Consider the following 17349-nt stretch of genomic DNA (forward strand, 5'->3'; position numbering starts at 1 on the left):
CGGCATGATCACTGAGTACGGCCCCGCGCTCGGCCGGCGGCGGTCCCTGCCGGCCCGGCTGCTGGCCTCGCCCGCGCGGCGTCTCGACTGGTTGCTGATCCTCGCCGTGCTCGCCCTGTCGCTGATCGGCTCCCTCCTGGTCTACTCCGCGACCCGGGCCGGCCGCGCCGGTGCCGGCGCCGAAGGCTTCCTGGCCAAGCACATCCTCAACCTGGCGATCGGGCTGGTCCTCGGCGGCGTCACGACGGCCCTGGACTACCGGCTGCTGCGCGCGTACGCGCCGATCGTCTACGCCGCCGCCTGCGTCGGCCTGGCCGTCGTGCTGACACCCCTCGGGGCCACGGTCAACGGCTCCCACTCCTGGATCGTGGTCGGCGGCGGGTTCCAGATCCAGCCGTCGGAGTTCGCGAAGGTCGGCATGGTCGTGCTGCTCGCGATGATCCTCGGCGAGCCGCGCGACGGAGAGGTCGGGCCGGGGCGGCGCGACATCCTGCTCGCCCTGGCGCTCGCGGCACTGCCCGCCGGCCTCGTCATGCTGCAGCCCGACCTCGGCACCACCCTGGTGTTCGGCACCGTGATCATCGGCGTGCTCGCGATGTCCGGCGCGCCCAAACGGTGGGTCGGCGGCCTCGTCGGCTCCGGAGCCGCGCTCGCCGTGGCCGTCTGGTGGTTCCACCTGCTGAAGCCGTACCAGCTGCACCGGTTCACCGCCTTCGCCGACCCGACGGCCGATCCGCAGGGCGCCGGGTACAACGCCCAGCAGGCCCGCATCGCCGTCGGTTCCGGCGGCGTCTTCGGCAACGGGCTGTTCCACGGCGAGCAGACCACCGGGCACTTCGTCCCGGAGCAGCACACCGACTTCATCTTCACGGTGGCGGGGGAGGAGCTCGGGTTCGTCGGCGCCGCGCTGATCATCGCCCTGCTGGGCGTGGTCCTGTGGCGCGGGCTGCGCATCGCTCGCGAGGCCGCCGACCTGTTCGGCGGGCTGGTCGCCACGGGCGTCGTCTGCTGGCTGGCGTTCCAGACGTTCGAGAACATCGGCATGACCGTCGGCATCATGCCGATCACCGGCCTGCCCCTGCCCTTCGTGTCGTACGGCGGATCGGCGGCCTTCGCCGACTTCATCGCCGTCGGCCTGCTCCAGACCGTCCACCTGCGCCACAACCCGTACGAGTGATCCGTCACTTTATGTAAACGAGTGGCTACATTCGAGAGTGACCACTAGCGTACGCTCTGTGGCGTACACGATTCGCCGCAGGTGGCACGCATGCGTCATGCATGGCGCATGTTACTGTCGAGACATGGCGAAGACGCTTCAGGTTCGCGATGTTCCCGATGACGTCCACGCGGCCATCACTCGCAAAGCCAAGGCTGCGGGCATGACGATCTCGCAGTACCTCCTTCGCCTGGTGACGGAGGACGCCGGGCACCTCAGTAACGCGGAGGTGATGAGGCGCGCCAGGAATCTTCCGTTCCGCAAGGAGCGGAGCATCGGCACGTCCGACATCCTCGCGGCGCTCGACGAAGGTCGCGGCGAACGATGACGGTCGTAGTCGATGCGTCAGCGATGGTCGAGGCCTTCGTCGGTGTCTTGAGCGGCCAGACCTGCCTTCTCATGGAAGAGATCGAGGAAAACGATGTCGCGGCACCTCATTTGATCGACTCGGAGGTCCTCCACGTGCTTCGTAAGCTCGAGCATCGCAAGGTCTTGAGCGATGAAGAGGCGGATCATGTCCGTGAGTTGTTCACCAGCCTGAAGATCACCCGGTATTCCGCGGATGGCCTTCTAAACCGCATCTGGGCGCTCAGGCACAATCTCACCTGCTACGACGCAACGTATGTGGCGCTGGCAGAGGTGCTCGACGTTCCGTTCTTGACCACTGACGCGAGGATCGCACGTGCCAGCGGGCATGGCGCGGACGTGCGCGTCTATGAGGTGGCCGCCGACCGGTAGGGTGAGGGGAATCCCATACGTGTTCCCGGAGGCTTTCCGTCATGGCCGTCGAGTCGCTCTTCGCCCGTCTGGAGCCCCTGCTCCCCAAGGTGCAAAAGCCGATTCAGTATGTCGGCGGGGAGCTGAACTCCACCGTCAAGGACTGGGACTCCGCCGATGTGCGCTGGGCGTTGATGTACCCCGACGCGTACGAGGTGGGGCAGCCCAACCAGGGCGTGCAGATCCTCTACGAGGTGCTGAACGAGCGTGAGGGCGTGCTGGCCGAGCGCACCTACAGCGTGTGGCCGGACCTCGAGGCGCTGATGCGCGAGCACGGCATCCCGCAGTTCACGGTGGACGCGCACCGGCCGGTCGGCGCGTTCGACGTGCTGGGGGTGAGCTTCTCCACCGAGCTCGGCTACACCAACATGCTCACCGCCCTGGACCTGGCCGGGATTCCGCTGCGGGCGACCGAGCGGTCCGACGAGCACCCGATCGTGATGGCCGGCGGCCACGCGGCGTTCAACCCCGAGCCGATCGCCGACTTCCTCGACGCGGCGGTGCTGGGCGACGGCGAGGAGATCGTCCTGGCGATCACCGAGGTGATCCGCGAGTGGAAGGGCGAGGGACGACCCGGCGGGCGCGACGAGCTGCTGATGCGGCTGGCGCGGTCCGGCGGCGTGTACGTCCCGAAGTTCTACGACGTGAGCTACCTGCCGGACGGCCGGATCCAGCGCGTCGCGCCCAACCGTCCGGGCGTGCCGTGGCGGGTGGCCAAGCACACGGTCATGGATCTCGACAACTGGCCGTACCCGAAGAAGCCCCTCGTCCCGCTGGCCGAGACGGTGCATGAGCGCTTCAGCGTCGAGATCTTCCGCGGCTGCACCCGCGGCTGCCGGTTCTGCCAGGCCGGGATGATCACCCGGCCGGTGCGCGAGCGCTCGATCACGACGATCGGTCAGATGGTCGAGACGGGGCTGAAGGAGTCCGGCTTCCAGGAGGTCGGCCTGCTCAGCCTGTCCAGCGCCGACCACTCCGAGATCGCCGACGTCGCCAAGGGGCTCGCCGACCGCTACGCGGGCACGAACACGTCGCTGTCACTGCCGTCGACCCGCGTCGACGCCTTCAACATCACCCTCGCCAACGAGTTCTCCCGCGGCGGGCGCCGGTCCGGACTGACGTTCGCCCCGGAGGGCGGGTCCGAGCGGATGCGCAAGGTCATCAACAAGATGGTCAGCGAGGACGACCTGATCCGCACGGTCACGACGGCGTACGAGAACGGCTGGCGGCAGGTCAAGCTCTACTTCATGTGCGGGCTGCCGACCGAGGAGGACGAGGACGTCCTCGCGATCGCCGACATGGCCCGGCGGGTCATCCAGGCGGGCCGGCAGGCCACCGGCCGCCGCGACATCCGCTGCACCGTGTCCATCGGCGGATTCGTGCCCAAGCCGCACACGCCGTTCCAGTGGGCCGCCCAGTGCGACCACGAGACCGTCGACCGCCGCCTGCGCGCGCTCAAGGACACCCTGCGCCGCGACAAGGAGTACGGCCGGGCGATCGGCCTGCGCTACCACGACGGCCAGCCGTCGATCATCGAGGGCCTGCTGTCGCGCGGTGACCGCCGCGCCGGAAAGATCATCCAGGCGGTCTGGGAGGACGGCGGCCGCTTCGACGGGTGGAGCGAGCACTTCTCGTACGACCGCTGGACGGCCTGCGCGGAGAAGGCGCTCGCCGACGAGCCGATCGACCTCGACTGGTACACCGTCCGGGAGCGCGACGAGGTCGAGGTGCTGCCCTGGGACCACCTCGACGCCGGTCTCGACCGCGAGTGGCTGTGGCAGGACTGGCAGGACTCCCTCGACGAGACCGAGGTCGAGGACTGCCGGTGGACGCCCTGCTACGACTGCGGCGTCTGCCCGACCATGGACACCGAGATCCAGATCGGCCCGACGGGCAAGAAGCTCCTCCCGCTCACCGTCGTCTGAGCCGCGAACGTACGGCGGGCCGGGACGTTCGGCGTCGCCGGTCGCCGCGTCCCGTCGACGGCGTGAGGTGGGATGCGGGAGGCGACGGGCCTGGAACGAAAAAAGATCCGGTGGGCCCAGGGGGCCCGCCGGATCCGGTGCGTGGTGGGTGTTCGGCGCCGTCGGCCACCGAACATGCTCGATGATCGATCATCCCACTGACGGCTCCAGGCGAGGGTCGACGCGGTCGGCGGTTCGGCGGAGCAGCGCCGCGAGGGCGGTGCGGACGACCGGCGTACGGGGCTCGACGGGCTCGTAGGGGATCTTCGGCGCGTCGGGAAGGGCCGACTGGGCGTGCGCGCGCATCGTCTCCTGCGACGCGATGAAGGTGACGACCTGCAGCGGAGTCATGTCTTCCTTTCTTGATCACTTGATCGATTCAGTTACCTCTTCGAGAGTACGTCCTGCTCGCTTCTTAATCAATTCAGAACTAGGGTTCGTCTCGTGGAACGCGTCACACTACAGACGATCGCCGATCGGGTCGGCGTCTCGCGTACGACTGTGTCCAACGCCTTCTCCAGGCCCGACCAGCTCAACGAGGAGTTGCGCCGGCGGATCCTGCAGGTGGCGAGCGAACTCGGCTATCCCGGCCCGCATCCGGCGGCGCGCACTCTGCGGCGCGGCCGGGCGGGCGTGATCGGAGTGATCTTCACCGAGGCCCTGTCGTACGCCTTCGCCGACTCCTACGCCGTCGGCTTCCTGCGTGGCCTGGCGAGCGTCGCGGAGCAGTCGGGCACCGGGGTCCACCTCATCGGGTGGCCGTCCCCGGACGCCGCCGAAGAGGTGATCGGCGACGCGGTGGTGGACGGGTTCTGTCTCTTCTCGCCCGAAGGGCACCCGCTCGTCGAGACGGTGCTGCGCCGCCGCCTCCCGGTGGTCACCGTGGACTACCCGTACGTCGAGGGCGTGCCGTTCGTGGGGATCGACGACCGGACCGCCGCGCGCCGGGCGGCCGAGCACGTCCTCGACCTCGGGCACCGGCGCGTCGCCGTGCTGGGCGTGCAGCCGGTCGCGGGGCGCACCAACCGCGACTGGCTCGACCTGGACCGGCCTGGGGACCTGCGGTTCGGGGCGGGCCGGGCCCGGCTGGCCGGCTATCGGGACGCCTGCGAGGCCGCCGGTCTGGCCTGGTCGGAGGTTGCCGTGGACCGGACGGCGAACGACCGGGAACTCGCCCGGCAGGCCGCCGCCCGCCTCCTCGACCGGGACCCGCGGCCGACGGCCGTCCTGGCCCCGACCGACGAGGTCGCCTTCGCCGTCCTCGACGTCGCGGCGCAACGGGGAATCGAGGTCCCACGGGACCTGTCGGTGATCGGTTTCGACGATGTGCCCGCCGCCGCGCCCGCCGGCCTGACCACCGTGCGCCAGCCGATCACCGAGAAGGGCACCACGGCGGGGCTCCTGCTCCTCCAGCCGTCCCGGAACGACACGGCCCCCTGCGTACTCATGGACACCGATCTCATCGTCCGCCGTACGACCGCGCCACCGCCCGGCGCCGGAGCGTGACGCAGATCCCCGCCGGTGCCCTACGCCGCCGGCGGAGACGCCTTGGACGACGCGAGAGGTCGACGCGGACCCGCCACTTGGGGGACGCCCTGGACGGGGCGAGAGGTTGACGCGGACCCGTCGGTAGGGGAGACGCCCTGAGCGACGCGAGAGGTTGGCGCGGACCCGTCGGTAGGGGAGACGCCCTGAGCGACCCGAGAGCGTGACGCGGGCCCGCCAGTGGGGGAGAAAGGCCCTGGACGGCGTGAGAGCGTGACGCGGGCCCTACCGGCCTCGTACGGCGTGTCCTACGGTGGCGTCTGCCCGCCGAACGGCGTCGGCCGCGTTCCGGGCGTACGGACGGTCGGCGTCACTCGCGAGAACGAAACGAGAACGGAAGAGCGTGCGTCGAACAGGCGTGAACGAAGGACCCGGGTGCCTCACCGTCCCCGCACTGATCATCGTCGTGCCCATCCGGCTGCTCTGGGAGCTGCTCGCCCTGATCGGGCGCGCCGTCGGCCGGTACGTCCTGCGGCCGATCGGATGGCTGGTGTACCAGGTCCTCCTGCGGCCGCTCGGATGGCTGATCCGCGTGCTGATCGTCATCCCGCTGCGGTGGGTGGGCACGGCGATCCTCGCGCCGCTCGGCCGGGCGATCTACCGCTACCTCCTGCGCCCGATCGGCCGGGGCCTGGCCTGGTGCCTGGCGATCGCCCTGGTGCCGTTCGCGTACGCCGCGCACTGGATCGGCCGGGCCATGGTCGCGCTGTGGCGCGCGGTACGGCCGGTACTGGCCGCCGTCGGCCGGGGGATCGCCTACGTCTGGCGGCTCGCCGGAATCGTGCTCTTCCACATCCTCGTGCGGCCGGTGCGGTGGGTCTGGCGGACGTTCGTCCGTCCGGTCCTGCGCGCCCTGGCCTGGGCGTGGCGGGTCACCGTGCTGACACCCGCCCGGTGGGTTCGTGTCAACGTCCTGAAACCCGCCGGAGCGGCCGTTCGTTCGGCATTCCGGGCACTGGGGCTGGATACGCGGCGCCCGTGACCCCGTACTCTTAGGAGACAGAGACTTCTGGATTGGCACGAGTAGGAAGGACCGAAACCCTGGCACCCATGCCGGAGGGCCCGGCGCCGGCCCCCGTGACCCAGCGCCTGCGCGTGCGGTACGCCAAGCGCGGCAGGATGCGGTTCACCAGCCACCGTGACATCTCCCGGGCCGTGGAACGCGCCGTACGGCGTGCCGGGATCCCGGTGGCATTCAGCGCCGGATTCTCTCCGCACCCGAAGATCTCCTACACGGGTGCGGCGGCAACCGGGGTCGCCAGTGAGGCGGAGTATCTCGAGATCGGGCTCACTGCCCACCGCGTTCCGGACCAGGTGCGGACCGCCCTCGACGCCGTGCTGCCCGACGGACTCGACATCGTCGAGATCGTCGAGGCGCGGGCCGGGGCTCTGGCGGACCGCCTGGAGGCCTCGCGGTGGCTCGTGCGTCTCGACGGCGTCGCCCCTGACGTCGCCGACGCGGCCGTCCGGGTGTTCCTGGCGGCCGATGAGATCGAGGTGGAACGCCTCACGAAGAAGGGACGCCGGCGCTTCGACGCCCGCGCCGCGGTTATCGCGTGCGAGCTCGACCGGCGTGCCATCGAGGACACGGATGTCGACTGTGCCATACTTCGAATGGTTGTTCGGCACATGACACCCGCTGTCCGACCGGACGACGTCCTCACCGGTCTTCGTCAGGTGGCCGACCTCGCGCCGCCGTCACCGCCCATGGTGACGCGGCTGGCGCAGGGGCCGCTCGACGAGTCCACCGGTGAGCTCACCGACCCGCTGGCCTCTGACCGGCAGACCGCACCGGCAGGCGACGACGCCGCCGCGACCGCGGACGCCGTACGGGCCGCCGTGCCGGACGCCGTCGGCGCTCAGTCGTAAACGGATCCGTGCGACGCATGGGTTCTCGGGGACGACCGGGCGCACCCCTGATGACTTTGTCGGCACGGCCCGCCAGGGCCACGCCGGCGACGACGACAAACGAAGAGCTCCTGTGCGGCGCACCCCTCGCGGGTCGCGCCCGGGAGCCTGACGGGAGACAGCCCGCATGCTTGACAAGGAGTTCGGTGACGCCACCGGCGGCACCGAGGACAACGGTATTGAAACCGGCGATCAGACCACGAGGACGTCCCGGCCGCGACGCGCGAGCCGACCGGCGGGACCTCCGCCGGAGCCGGAGGAGGACACCACTCCGCGCCCGGTGACCCGGCCCGCATCAACCCAGGCGACGACCCCGGCCGACGGCCCGGCGTCCGCCACGTCCCCGGCGACGGCGCCGGCGGGCGAGGGCGATGCCCCGGCGAGCGCCGGTGACGCCGCGAGCGCCGAGAAGGCCGCCAAGCCGACCCGCCGCCGCGCCACCCGCAAGGCCGCGCCTCCGCCCGAGCCGGAGCCGGCCGCCGCCGAGGCGCCCGCCGCCGCGCAGCCGGAGTCCCCGGCGACGCGGCCCGCCGCCGCGCAGCCGGAGCCGCCGGTGACCCGGCCCGCCGTTCCGCAGCCCGAGGCGTCGGCGCCCACGGGGCCGGTGACCCGGCCCGCGGGCCCGCCGCCGGTTCCTGAAGCGGCGTTCCAGCCGCCGATGGTCGTGTTCCAGCCGCCGCAGCTGCTGGAGGAGGCCGTCGAGCCGGCTCCGCGGACCCGCGCCGAGGCGCAGCCGAAGGCCGAGGCGAAGGCCAAGGCCAAGCCCGAGCTGAAGGAGAAGGCCGAGCCGGCCCCGGCGCCCGAGGAGCCGGAGGACGAGCAGGGCGACGAGGACGACGACACCGACCGGTCCAGCCGCCGGCGCCGCCGCCGCGGCGGCCGGGGACGCGGCAAGGCCCGCGACGGCCAGGAGACCGAGGAGACCACCGGCAAGGCCGAGGCCGAAGACGAGGCCGAGGGCGAGTCGCGGCAGGCCGACGAGGAGTCCGAGCAGGACTCCGCCGACGACGACCAGACCGAGGGCGGCAGCACCCGCCGCCGGCGCCGTCGTCGTCGCCGCAGCTCCGGCGCCGACGGCGACGAGCTCACGCCCGACGACCCGCCCAACACCGTCGTGCACGTCCGCGAGCCCCGCGTCGTCGAGGACGAGGTCCAGGCCGTCAAGGGCTCGACCCGCCTGGAGGCCAAGAAGCAGCGCCGCCGCGAGGGGCGCGAACAGGGCCGCCGCCGCCCGCCGATCGTCACCGAGTCGGAGTTCCTGGCCCGGCGCGAGTCGGTGGAGCGGGTCATGGTGATCCGCTCGGAGGGCGAGCGGACCCAGATCGGCGTGCTCGAGGACAAGGTGCTGGTCGAGCACTACGTCGACCGCTCCAGCCACCAGTCCTACATCGGCAACGTCTACCTCGGTAAGGTCCAGAACGTCCTGCCGTCGATGGAGGCGGCGTTCGTCGACATCGGCAAGGGCCGCAACGCCGTCCTGTACGCCGGCGAGGTCAACTGGGACCTCGCGGGCCTGGAGGGCCAGCCGCGCCGCATCGAGTCGGCCCTCAAGTCCGGCCAGTCGGTCCTGGTGCAGGTCACCAAGGACCCCGTCGGCCACAAGGGCGCCCGGCTGACCAGCCAGATCTCGCTGCCCGGCCGCTACCTCGTGTACGTCCCGGACGGCTCGATGACCGGCATCAGCCGCAAGCTGCCCGACAAGGAGCGCTCGCGGCTCAAGCAGATCCTCAAGAAGGTCATGCCCGAGAACGCCGGCGTGATCGTGCGCACGGCGGCGGAGGGCGCCACCGAGGAGGAGCTGTCCCGCGACGTCTCCCGGCTGGCCGCCCAGTGGGAGAACATCAAGCGCCAGTCGAAGACCGCGTCGGCGCCGGCGATGCTGTACGGCGAGCCGGACCTGACCATCCGCGTGGTCCGCGACATCTTCAACGAGGACTTCACCAAGCTCGTCGTCCAGGGCGACGACGCGTGGGACATGGTCCAGGAGTACGTCGGCTACGTCGCCCCGCACCTGGCGGACCGCCTGCAGAAGTGGACCGACGAGGACGACGTCTTCACCTCCTTCCGGGTCGACGAGCAGATCGCCAAGGCCCTCGAGCGCAAGGTGTGGCTGCCGAGCGGCGGTTCGCTGGTGATCGACCGCACCGAGGCGATGACCGTCGTCGACGTCAACACCGGCAAGTTCACCGGGCAGGGCGGCAACCTCGAGGAGACGGTCACCCGCAACAACCTCGAGGCCGCCGAGGAGATCGTGCACCAGCTGCGGCTGCGTGACGTCGGCGGCATCATCGTGGTCGACTTCATCGACATGGTGCTCGAGAGCAACCGCGAGCTGGTGCTGCGCCGTATGCTCGAGTGCCTGTCACGGGACCGCACCAAGCACCAGGTCGCCGAGGTGACCTCGCTCGGCCTCGTCCAGATGACCCGCAAGCGGGTCGGTGGCGGTCTGCTGGAGTCCTTCTCCGAGCCCTGCGAGTGCTGCAACGGCCGGGGGATCCACGTCACCCTGTCGCCGGTCGAGCCCAAGCCGGACAAGGCCGGCACCTCGAGCCGCCGGAAGAAGCGCAAGGGCGAGGTCGAGAAGGCCGTCGAGGACAAGCTGGCCCGTGCCGAGCGCCGGTCCGCCCGCGTCGAGGCCGCCAAGTCCGGTGCCGAGTCCGGGCCCGAGGAGGCCGTGAGCGCCGGGGCCGATGAGGCGACCGAGGCCGTCTCCGGTCCCGTGGAGTCCGAGCGGGCCGACGCCGGGACTCCGTCCGCAGAAGCCGCCGAACCGGCCGCCACGGGGGCCGAGGAGGCCGGGCACGAGGCGACCGAGGCCGAGCCCTCGGCCAACGGCCGCCGCCGGCGCACCCGCCGGTCCACGCGGGCCAGGTCCGAGGCGACCGCGGACTGACGCGCAGCGACGGGCCGCCGCCGATCGGCGGCGGCCCGTCGCTGCGCACGCCGTTCCGCCGTGCGGCCGTCCGCGCGGGAACCAGCAGGTGCGGGGCGATGAGCCGTCCGCGCGGGAAGCAGCGGGCGAAGGGCGATGCGCCGACCACGCGGCTCCCGCCGGACCCATGGCCGTTCGCGGTGGTCTGCCTGCGGCGGGCTCCCCACGCGGCCCCCGGCCGGACGCTTCCGGGAGCGGCCGGGACGCCTCCCGGGGGAGCGGCCGAGGGGCTCCGAGGCCGCCCCATCCGCCGGGTAGGCGCCGAAGGTCCGCCGGTTCGACCTCCGCCCGCAGGATCCGGTACTCTAGATATCCGGCGCTTTCCCGCGCCGTTGTTAGCGCGCCCGAGGCCCCCGGCATTCGGTGGGAGCGGGCTGCAGCTTCCGAGATGAGCTTGTTCGGTTAGTCGTGCCCGAGGCACGCAAAGGAAAGGTTCCGCGGTGTACGCGATCGTCCGTTGCGGCGGCAGGCAGGAGAAGGTGGCCGTCGACGATGTGCTCACCGTCGACAAGGTGGCCGGTGAGGTCGGCTCGACGGTGACGCTCCCGGCCGTGCTCGTCGTTGACGGCGACAACGTCGTCAGCGCGCCCGGCGAGGTGGCCAAGTACACGGTCACCGCCGAGATCCTTGGCGCGACCAAGGGCCCGAAGATCAACATCATGCACTACCGGAACAAGACCGGGTACAAGCGGCGCATGGGTCACCGCCAGCCGTACACCCAGGTCAAGGTCACCGGTATCAAGGCCGGAAAGTAGGTCGCAGACATGGCACACAAGAAGGGCGCCTCGTCCAGCCGTAACGGCCGTGACTCCAATGCCCAGCGGCTCGGCGTCAAGCGGTTCGGCGGCCAGCTCGTCAACGCCGGCGAGATCATCGTCCGGCAGCGCGGCACCCACTTCCACCCGGGTCCGGGTGTGGGCCGTGGCGGCGACGACACGCTGTTCGCGCTGGTCGCGGGTGCGGTCGAGTTCCGCCGCTACCGTGGCCGTCGCGCCGTGAGCATCGTCCCGCCGGCGGAGTAGGTCCGCCGACGCGACAGGGTTTTCCGGACGAGGGCGGGCCGTTGATCGGCCCGCCCTCGTCGTTTTTTCAATGAAGGGTGAGGGACATGCCGGACGAGACGCTCCCGTCGGCGCCGGTGCGGCGCGGTCATTCGGGGCCGCCGGGGGCGCAGTTCATCGACCGGGTGGTCCTGCACGTCCAGGCTGGCAACGGCGGGCACGGCTGCGCCTCCGTACACCGGGAGAAGTTCAAGCCGCTCGGCGGGCCGGACGGCGGCAACGGTGGGCGCGGCGGCGACGTCATCCTGGAGGTCGACCCCAGCACCGCGAGCCTGCTCGACTACCACCACCGGCCGAGCCGCAAGGCCACCGGCGGGAAGCAGGGGCAGGGGTCGAACAAGAACGGCGCCAACGGCGGCGACCTCGTGCTGCCCGTGCCGAACGGCACGGTCGTCAAGACCGCCGACGGCGAGGTGCTCGCGGACCTCGTCGGTGCCGGCACCCGGTTCGTCATCGCCCAGGGCGGCCACGGCGGCCTGGGCAACGCCGCCCTGGCGTCCGCCAAGCGCAAGGCGCCCGGGTTCGCGCTGCTCGGCGAGCCGGGCGACGAGCTCGACGTCGTACTGGAGCTGAAGACTGTCGCGGACGTCGCGCTGGTCGGGTTCCCCAGCGCGGGCAAGTCGTCGCTGATCGCGGCGATCTCGGCCGCCAAGCCGAAGATCGCCGACTATCCCTTCACCACGCTCACCCCCAACCTCGGAGTAGTCAGCGCGGGCGAGGTCGTCTACACCGTCGCCGACGTCCCGGGGCTGATCGAGGGCGCCAGTGAGGGCCGGGGTCTCGGCCTGCAGTTCCTGCGCCACATCGAGCGGGCCTCCACGCTCGTGCACGTCCTCGACTGCGCGACACTGGAGCCGGGCCGCGACCCGATCTCGGACTTCGAGGTGATCGAGGCCGAGCTCCGCGCGTACGACTCGCTGGGCGACGAGCCGCTGTCCGACCGCCCGCGCCTGGTCGTGCTCAACAAGGTCGACGTGCCCGATGGGCGGGACCTGGCCGAGCTGGTCCGCCCCGAGTTCGAGAAGCGCGGCCTGACGGTCTTCGAGGTGTCGGCCGCGACCCACGAGGGCCTGCGCGAGCTGAGCTTCGCGATGGCCGAGATGGTCGCGGCGCACCGCGCCGCGCAGCCGGTGGAGGAGGCCACCCGGCTCGTCATCCGGCCCGAGCCCGTCGGCGGCGCCGACTTCGAGGTGCGCCCGCTCGGCGACGACACCTACCTCGTCACGGGCGAGAAGCCGCTGCGCTGGCTCCGGCAGACCGACTTCACCAACGACGAGGCGGTCGGCTACCTCGCCGACCGGCTCGCCCGCCTCGGTGTCGAGCAGCGCCTCGCCGAGGCCGGCGCCGAATCGGGGGCCACCGTGTACATCGGCACCGAGGACGAGTCGATCGTCTTCGACTGGGAGCCCGAGGTGCTCGCCGGATCCGACAGCGGTCTCGGCCGTCGCGGCACCGACCGGCGCCTGGAGGGCCGGTGACGGTGAACCACCAAGGGGGACGGGGCCGTGCGTGAGGCTGTGGTACAGGCGCGGCGGATCGTCGTCAAGGCCGGGTCGTCCTCGCTGACGACCCCCGACGGCTCGATCGACTCCGCCCGGATCGACGCGCTCGTCGACGTGCTCGCCCGGTGGAGCCGGGCCGACGGCCGGCGCGAGGTCGTGTTCGTCTCCTCCGGCGCGATCGCCGCCGGGCTCGGGCCGCTCGGCCTGCCGGACCGCCCCCGCGACCTGGCGCTCCAGCAGGCCGCCGCGAGCGTGGGGCAGGGGCTCCTGGTCGCCCGGTACACCGCGTCGTTCGCGCGGTACGGCCTGGGCGTCGGGCAGGTCCTGCTGACCGCCGACGACATGATGCGCCGCTCGCACCACCGCAACGCTCAGCGCACCCTCGAACAGCTCCTCGCCTTCGGGTTCGTGCCGATCGTCAACGAGAACGACACCGTCGCCACCGATGAGATCCGCTTCGGGGACAATGACCGGCTCGCCGCCCTCGTCGCGCACCTCATCCGCGCGGACGCGTTGATCCTGCTGTCCGACGTGGACGCGCTCTACACCGGCGACCCGCGCGAGCCGGGCGCCCGGCGGATCGAGGACGTCCGTGAGCCGGCCGACCTGGACGGCGTACGCCTGGGCGGCTCCGGGCGCGTCGGCACCGGCGGCATGGTGACCAAGGTGGAGGCGGCCCGCATCGCCGGCGTCCCGGTCGTCCTGACCAACGCCGACTCGGCCGGGGCGGCCCTGGCGGGGGAGAACGTCGGAACGTACTTCCACCCCGCCGGCGTCCAGCCGTCCACCCGGAGGCTCTGGCTGGCGCATGCCACGACCGGGCAGGGACGGCTCCGCCTCGACCCGGGAGCGGTCGAGGCTGTGGTCCACCGCCGCAAGTCCCTGCTGCCCGCCGGCGTGACCGGCGTGGAGGGCGACTTCAGCGCGGGCGACCCCGTCGACATGTGCGACGACGAGGGCCGTGTCGTCGCCCGCGGACTGGTGAACTACGACGCGGCGGAGATCCCCGACCTGATGGGCAGGTCGACACGCTGGCTGGCGCGGGAGCTCGGCCCGGAGTACGAACGCGAGATCATCCACCGGGACGACCTCGTCGTCCTGGTCACCGAGGAAGCGGCGGCCCGGCGGCCCTGAGGCCGGTGCGGGGTCAGGAGGAGGAGAGATGGGCACCCAGGAGCAGGTTCTCGAGGTGGCGCGGCGCGCCCGGCAGGCCGCCGCCGAGCTGGCCCCGCTGCCGCGCGCCGTCAAGGACGCCGCGCTGCACGCCATCGCGGACGCCCTCGTGGCCCGCTCCGCGGAGATCGTCGAGGCCAACGCCGCCGACGTGGCCCGGGCCCGCGAGGACGGCACGTCCGAGTACATGATCGACCGGCTCAGCCTGACCACCGACCGGGTCGCCGCCATCGCCGCGGCCGTCCGTCACGTGGCGTCCCTGCCGGACCCGGTAGGGGAGTCGGTTCGCGGCTACACGCTGCCGAACGGCCTGGAGCTGCGGCAGGTGCGGGTCCCGCTCGGCGTGGTCGGCATCATCTACGAGGGCCGCCCGAACGTCACCGTCGACGCCGCCGCGCTCACGCTCAAGAGCGGCAACGCGGTGCTGCTCCGGGGCTCCTCCTCGGCGTACGAATCCAACACCGCGCTGGTCGAGGTGATGCGCTCGGCGCTCGCCGGCCTGCCGGCCGACGCGATCCAGCTGGTGCCCGGCCGCGACCGCGACTCGGTCAAGCACCTGATGCGGGCCCGCGGCCTGGTCGACGTGCTCATCCCCCGCGGCGGGGCCTCGCTGATCAACTCGGTGGTCGAGGAGTCGACGGTGCCGGTCATCGAGACGGGCACCGGCAACTGCCACGTGTACGTCGACGCGGACGCCGACCTGGACATGGCCGTGGGAATCCTGATCAACGCCAAGACGCAGCGCCCCTCGGTCTGCAACGCCGCCGAGACGGTCCTCGTGCACCGCGACATCGCCGAGGCCTTCCTGCCGCGCGCGCTGCGGGCGCTGGGCGAGAAGGGCGTGACCGTGCACGGCGACGCCGCGATCCGCGCGCACGCCGGCGAGGGGGCGACCGTCGTCGAGGCGACCGAGGAGGACTGGGGCACCGAGTACCTCTCCCTCGACCTCGCCGCCGCCGTCGTCGACTCGCTCGACGACGCCGTCGCGCACATCCGCCGGTACGGCTCGGCGCACACCGAGGCGATCGTCACGACCTCCCAGTCGGCCGCCCGGCGTTTCACGGCGCTCGTCGACTCCGCCGCCGTCATGGTCAACGCCTCGACGCGGTTCACCGACGGCGAGGAGTTCGGATTCGGCGCGGAGATCGGCATCTCCACCCAGAAACTGCACGCCCGCGGCCCGATGGGCCTGCCCGAGCTGACCTCGACGAAGTACGTCGTCACCGGCGACGGCCACCTCAAGGGCGCCTGAGCGTACGAGGTCGGTGGCCGTCGTCCGTGACGGCCACCGCGGCGAGCCGACGAGCGAGCGAGGTTGGGGGTGGGCCCCCGACAGGGGGCTGGAGACCAGCATGCGGCCGGCGAGGTACGAGCCGGCCGCGGAGCGAGTGAGGAGGTGAGCGCGGCAGTGACCCGATGGCGCTCAACCGCAGGCGATCAGCTGGAAGGTGTATCCGCGCTTCTTGAGCGCCTTGAGGATCTTCGGCAGGGCCGCCACGGTCTGGCTGCGGTTCCCGCCGCCGTCGTGCATGATGACGACGGAGCCGGGGCGTACATGGGTGAGGACACGATGGACGATCGCGGACGTGCCCGGCCGCGCCCAGTCCTGTGGGTCGACCGTCCATAGGACGACCTTCTTGTGCAGCGCTCGCGCCCGGGCGTAGACGCTGTGGTTCACCGCCCCGTACGGCGGGCGCAGGCACTTCGGAGTCCGGCCGATGGCCGCGTGGATCGCGTGGTCGGTCCGGATGACCTGGGACCGGAAGACGCTGGCCGAGACCCTGGTCAGGTCGGGATGGGACCAGGTGTGGTTCTGCACGCTCCCGCCCTGCGCGATCACCTTCCTGGTCAGGCTCGGGTGGCGGACGACGTTCTGGCCGATCTCGAAGAAGGTGGCCCGGGCGCCGTACCTGCTGAGGACCTTGAGCACCTTCGAGGTGTACGGCCCCGGTCCGTCGTCGAAGGTCAGGTAGACGACCTTGGCCTTGCGGGAGCCGACGCGGCTCGTCCCGCCGTGCGTCTCGGGGCGGCTTCCCGGCACGCCGCGCGTGCGGGGGGCCGGCGCGGTTGCGCCGAGTGCTGTGCCGGGCGTCGCCGCGCGGGGTGCGGCGTGCGCGGGTGTCGCGGAGAGGGCGGCGGCGAGCAGGGCGATCGCGGTTCCGAGCAGGGCGACGGGCCGGCGGAGTGCGGCCGGTCTTCCTCCGGGCATGGGGGGTTCCTCACTTCACGAGCAACGGGGCGAACCCGTGAAGTGTCCTGATCATGAGGACCGCTGAGCGAGGCGTTTTTCCGCTTTTTAACTAATCGCGCCGGATGTGGCCACCAGGGCGGTTCTCAGCGGCGACCGGAGTCCCCGGGTCGGCGCGTCGGACGCCCGTCGTCCCGCACGGCCCCGGTCGCGGCGTACAGCAGTTCGCGGACGGCCTCCTCGCGATCGGCCCGCCAGACGAGGCGCAGCGCGATGTCCGGCGTCTCCACCGGATGCCGTACGAGAACGCCCGAGGCGAGATCCTCGGCGACGGCGAACTCCGGCAGCACGGCCGCGCCGAGACCCCGGCGCACCCATCCGTGGATCACGGTGACCGAGGCGAGTTCGGTGCGCTCGCCGTCGACGCCGAGCACCCGGTCGGCGACCATGCGGAAGGAACAGCCGGGAGGCGTGACCAGCAGCCGCTCATCGGAGGTTCCGGGAGCGGTGACGAACGCCAGCGGCACGTCCTCCACGTCGAGGAAGTCCAGCCGCGTGGGCGCGTCGAATCCGAGGCCGCCCAGGGCCGGCCCGCTGTCCAGGAGCAGTCCGGCGTCGAGGGATCCCGCGTCGATGCCGGTGAGGATCTCGCGGCGGTTGAGCGGCGAGATCTCGACACCTAGGTCCGGGCGGCGGGCCGCGAGCCGGGCGACGATGCCGGGGAACAGCGTGGCGGCCAGCGTCTCCAGTGCCCCGAGCCGTACGACGGGCGGTCGGCCGGTCACCTCGCGGCGCGCCTGGTCCGCCTGGTCGAGGAGCCGCCGGGCCCAGACCGTCATGCGCCGTCCGGCGTCCGTCAGGCGCATGCCGTCCGGCGTCCGGTCGAACAGGGCGACGCCGAGCGACCGTTCCAGCGCGCGCACCTGCTCCGAGACCGAGGAGGGCGCGAGCTCGACCGCGGTCGCCGCGTCGGTGACCGTCCCTTCGGCGGCGACGGCGAGGAAGGTGCGCAACTGCCGGAGTTCCACGCTGACCTGGCCTTTCGGTTTCGCCGAACGAGGGGTTCGCCGTCGCCGGTGGAGG

The 17349-nt window shown here is 71.9% G+C and carries 16 protein-coding genes; 13 read left to right on the forward strand and 3 right to left on the reverse strand.

Annotated features, from left to right (window positions below; all coding sequences use genetic code 11):
- Positions 1-4 precede the first annotated feature (4 nt).
- The 4 genes from rodA (at position 5) to ABEA24_RS49125 (ending at position 3918) form a co-directional block, all read left to right on the forward strand.
- A complete protein-coding gene (rodA, locus tag ABEA24_RS49110; RefSeq protein ID WP_345442684.1) occupies positions 5-1177 on the forward strand; it encodes a rod shape-determining protein RodA in 1173 nt (390 codons plus the stop codon).
- Between the two features lie 124 nt (positions 1178-1301).
- A complete protein-coding gene (locus tag ABEA24_RS49115) occupies positions 1302-1544 on the forward strand; it encodes a hypothetical protein (RefSeq protein ID WP_345442686.1) in 243 nt (80 codons plus the stop codon).
- Positions 1541-1954: a type II toxin-antitoxin system VapC family toxin gene (locus ABEA24_RS49120; protein ID WP_345442688.1), complete on the forward strand. Its 414-nt coding sequence runs from the start codon at positions 1541-1543 to the stop codon at positions 1952-1954. Before ABEA24_RS49115 ends, ABEA24_RS49120 begins: the two co-directional genes overlap by 4 nt.
- Before the next feature lie 41 nt (positions 1955-1995).
- Positions 1996-3918 carry a TIGR03960 family B12-binding radical SAM protein gene (locus ABEA24_RS49125; RefSeq protein ID WP_345442690.1) on the forward strand — a complete coding sequence of 641 codons (1923 nt, stop codon included), beginning with the start codon at positions 1996-1998 and terminating at the stop codon, positions 3916-3918.
- Between the two features lie 189 nt (positions 3919-4107).
- Here ABEA24_RS49125 and ABEA24_RS49130 read toward each other — a convergent pair whose 3' ends face one another.
- On the reverse strand, positions 4108-4308 hold the full coding sequence (locus tag ABEA24_RS49130) for a hypothetical protein (RefSeq protein WP_345442692.1): 201 nt from the start codon (positions 4306-4308) through the stop codon (positions 4108-4110).
- A 93-nt stretch (positions 4309-4401) separates the two neighbouring features.
- On the opposite strand from ABEA24_RS49130, the gene ABEA24_RS49135 reads away from it, so the two are divergent.
- From ABEA24_RS49135 to ABEA24_RS49175, 9 genes are all read left to right on the forward strand, one after another.
- Positions 4402-5463 (forward strand): LacI family DNA-binding transcriptional regulator, encoded by a 1062-nt coding sequence (locus tag ABEA24_RS49135; RefSeq protein WP_345442694.1) that lies wholly within the window; start codon positions 4402-4404, stop codon positions 5461-5463.
- Between the two features lie 397 nt (positions 5464-5860).
- Positions 5861-6484, forward strand: coding sequence for a hypothetical protein (locus ABEA24_RS49140; protein ID WP_345442696.1), 624 nt, complete (start codon positions 5861-5863; stop codon positions 6482-6484).
- 68 nt (positions 6485-6552) lie between these two features.
- A complete protein-coding gene (locus tag ABEA24_RS49145) occupies positions 6553-7371 on the forward strand; it encodes a TIGR03936 family radical SAM-associated protein (RefSeq protein ID WP_345442698.1) in 819 nt (272 codons plus the stop codon).
- A 166-nt stretch (positions 7372-7537) separates the two neighbouring features.
- A complete protein-coding gene (locus ABEA24_RS49150; RefSeq protein ID WP_345442700.1) occupies positions 7538-10303 on the forward strand; it encodes an Rne/Rng family ribonuclease in 2766 nt (921 codons plus the stop codon).
- Positions 10304-10782: 479 nt separating this feature from the next.
- Positions 10783-11097 (forward strand): 50S ribosomal protein L21, encoded by a 315-nt coding sequence (gene rplU / locus ABEA24_RS49155; protein WP_345442702.1) that lies wholly within the window; start codon positions 10783-10785, stop codon positions 11095-11097.
- Positions 11098-11106: 9 nt separating this feature from the next.
- Positions 11107-11364 carry a 50S ribosomal protein L27 gene (rpmA, locus tag ABEA24_RS49160; protein WP_345442704.1) on the forward strand — a complete coding sequence of 86 codons (258 nt, stop codon included), beginning with the start codon at positions 11107-11109 and terminating at the stop codon, positions 11362-11364.
- A gap of 86 nt (positions 11365-11450) precedes the next feature.
- Positions 11451-12881 carry a GTPase ObgE gene (gene obgE, locus ABEA24_RS49165; RefSeq protein WP_345442706.1) on the forward strand — a complete coding sequence of 477 codons (1431 nt, stop codon included), beginning with the start codon at positions 11451-11453 and terminating at the stop codon, positions 12879-12881.
- Positions 12882-12908: 27 nt separating this feature from the next.
- Positions 12909-14039: a glutamate 5-kinase gene (proB, locus tag ABEA24_RS49170; protein WP_345442708.1), complete on the forward strand. Its 1131-nt coding sequence runs from the start codon at positions 12909-12911 to the stop codon at positions 14037-14039.
- 28 nt (positions 14040-14067) lie between these two features.
- Positions 14068-15330 carry a glutamate-5-semialdehyde dehydrogenase gene (locus ABEA24_RS49175; RefSeq protein WP_345442710.1) on the forward strand — a complete coding sequence of 421 codons (1263 nt, stop codon included), beginning with the start codon at positions 14068-14070 and terminating at the stop codon, positions 15328-15330.
- A gap of 171 nt (positions 15331-15501) precedes the next feature.
- Here the strand turns inward: ABEA24_RS49175 and ABEA24_RS49180 are convergent, their stop codons facing one another.
- Both ABEA24_RS49180 and ABEA24_RS49185 read right to left on the reverse strand, forming a co-directional pair.
- Positions 15502-16287, reverse strand: a complete 786-nt coding sequence (locus ABEA24_RS49180; RefSeq protein ID WP_345442712.1) for a polysaccharide deacetylase family protein — start codon at positions 16285-16287, stop codon at positions 15502-15504.
- Positions 16288-16412: 125 nt separating this feature from the next.
- The gene (locus tag ABEA24_RS49185; RefSeq protein WP_345442714.1) at positions 16413-17294 is read right to left on the reverse strand and encodes a LysR family transcriptional regulator; all 882 of its coding nucleotides are present in this window, start codon (positions 17292-17294) and stop codon (positions 16413-16415) included.
- Positions 17295-17349: the final 55 nt, after the last annotated feature.

Source organism: Actinoallomurus vinaceus, from assembly GCF_039542055.1.
Lineage (GTDB): Bacteria > Actinomycetota > Actinomycetes > Streptosporangiales > Streptosporangiaceae > Actinoallomurus > Actinoallomurus vinaceus.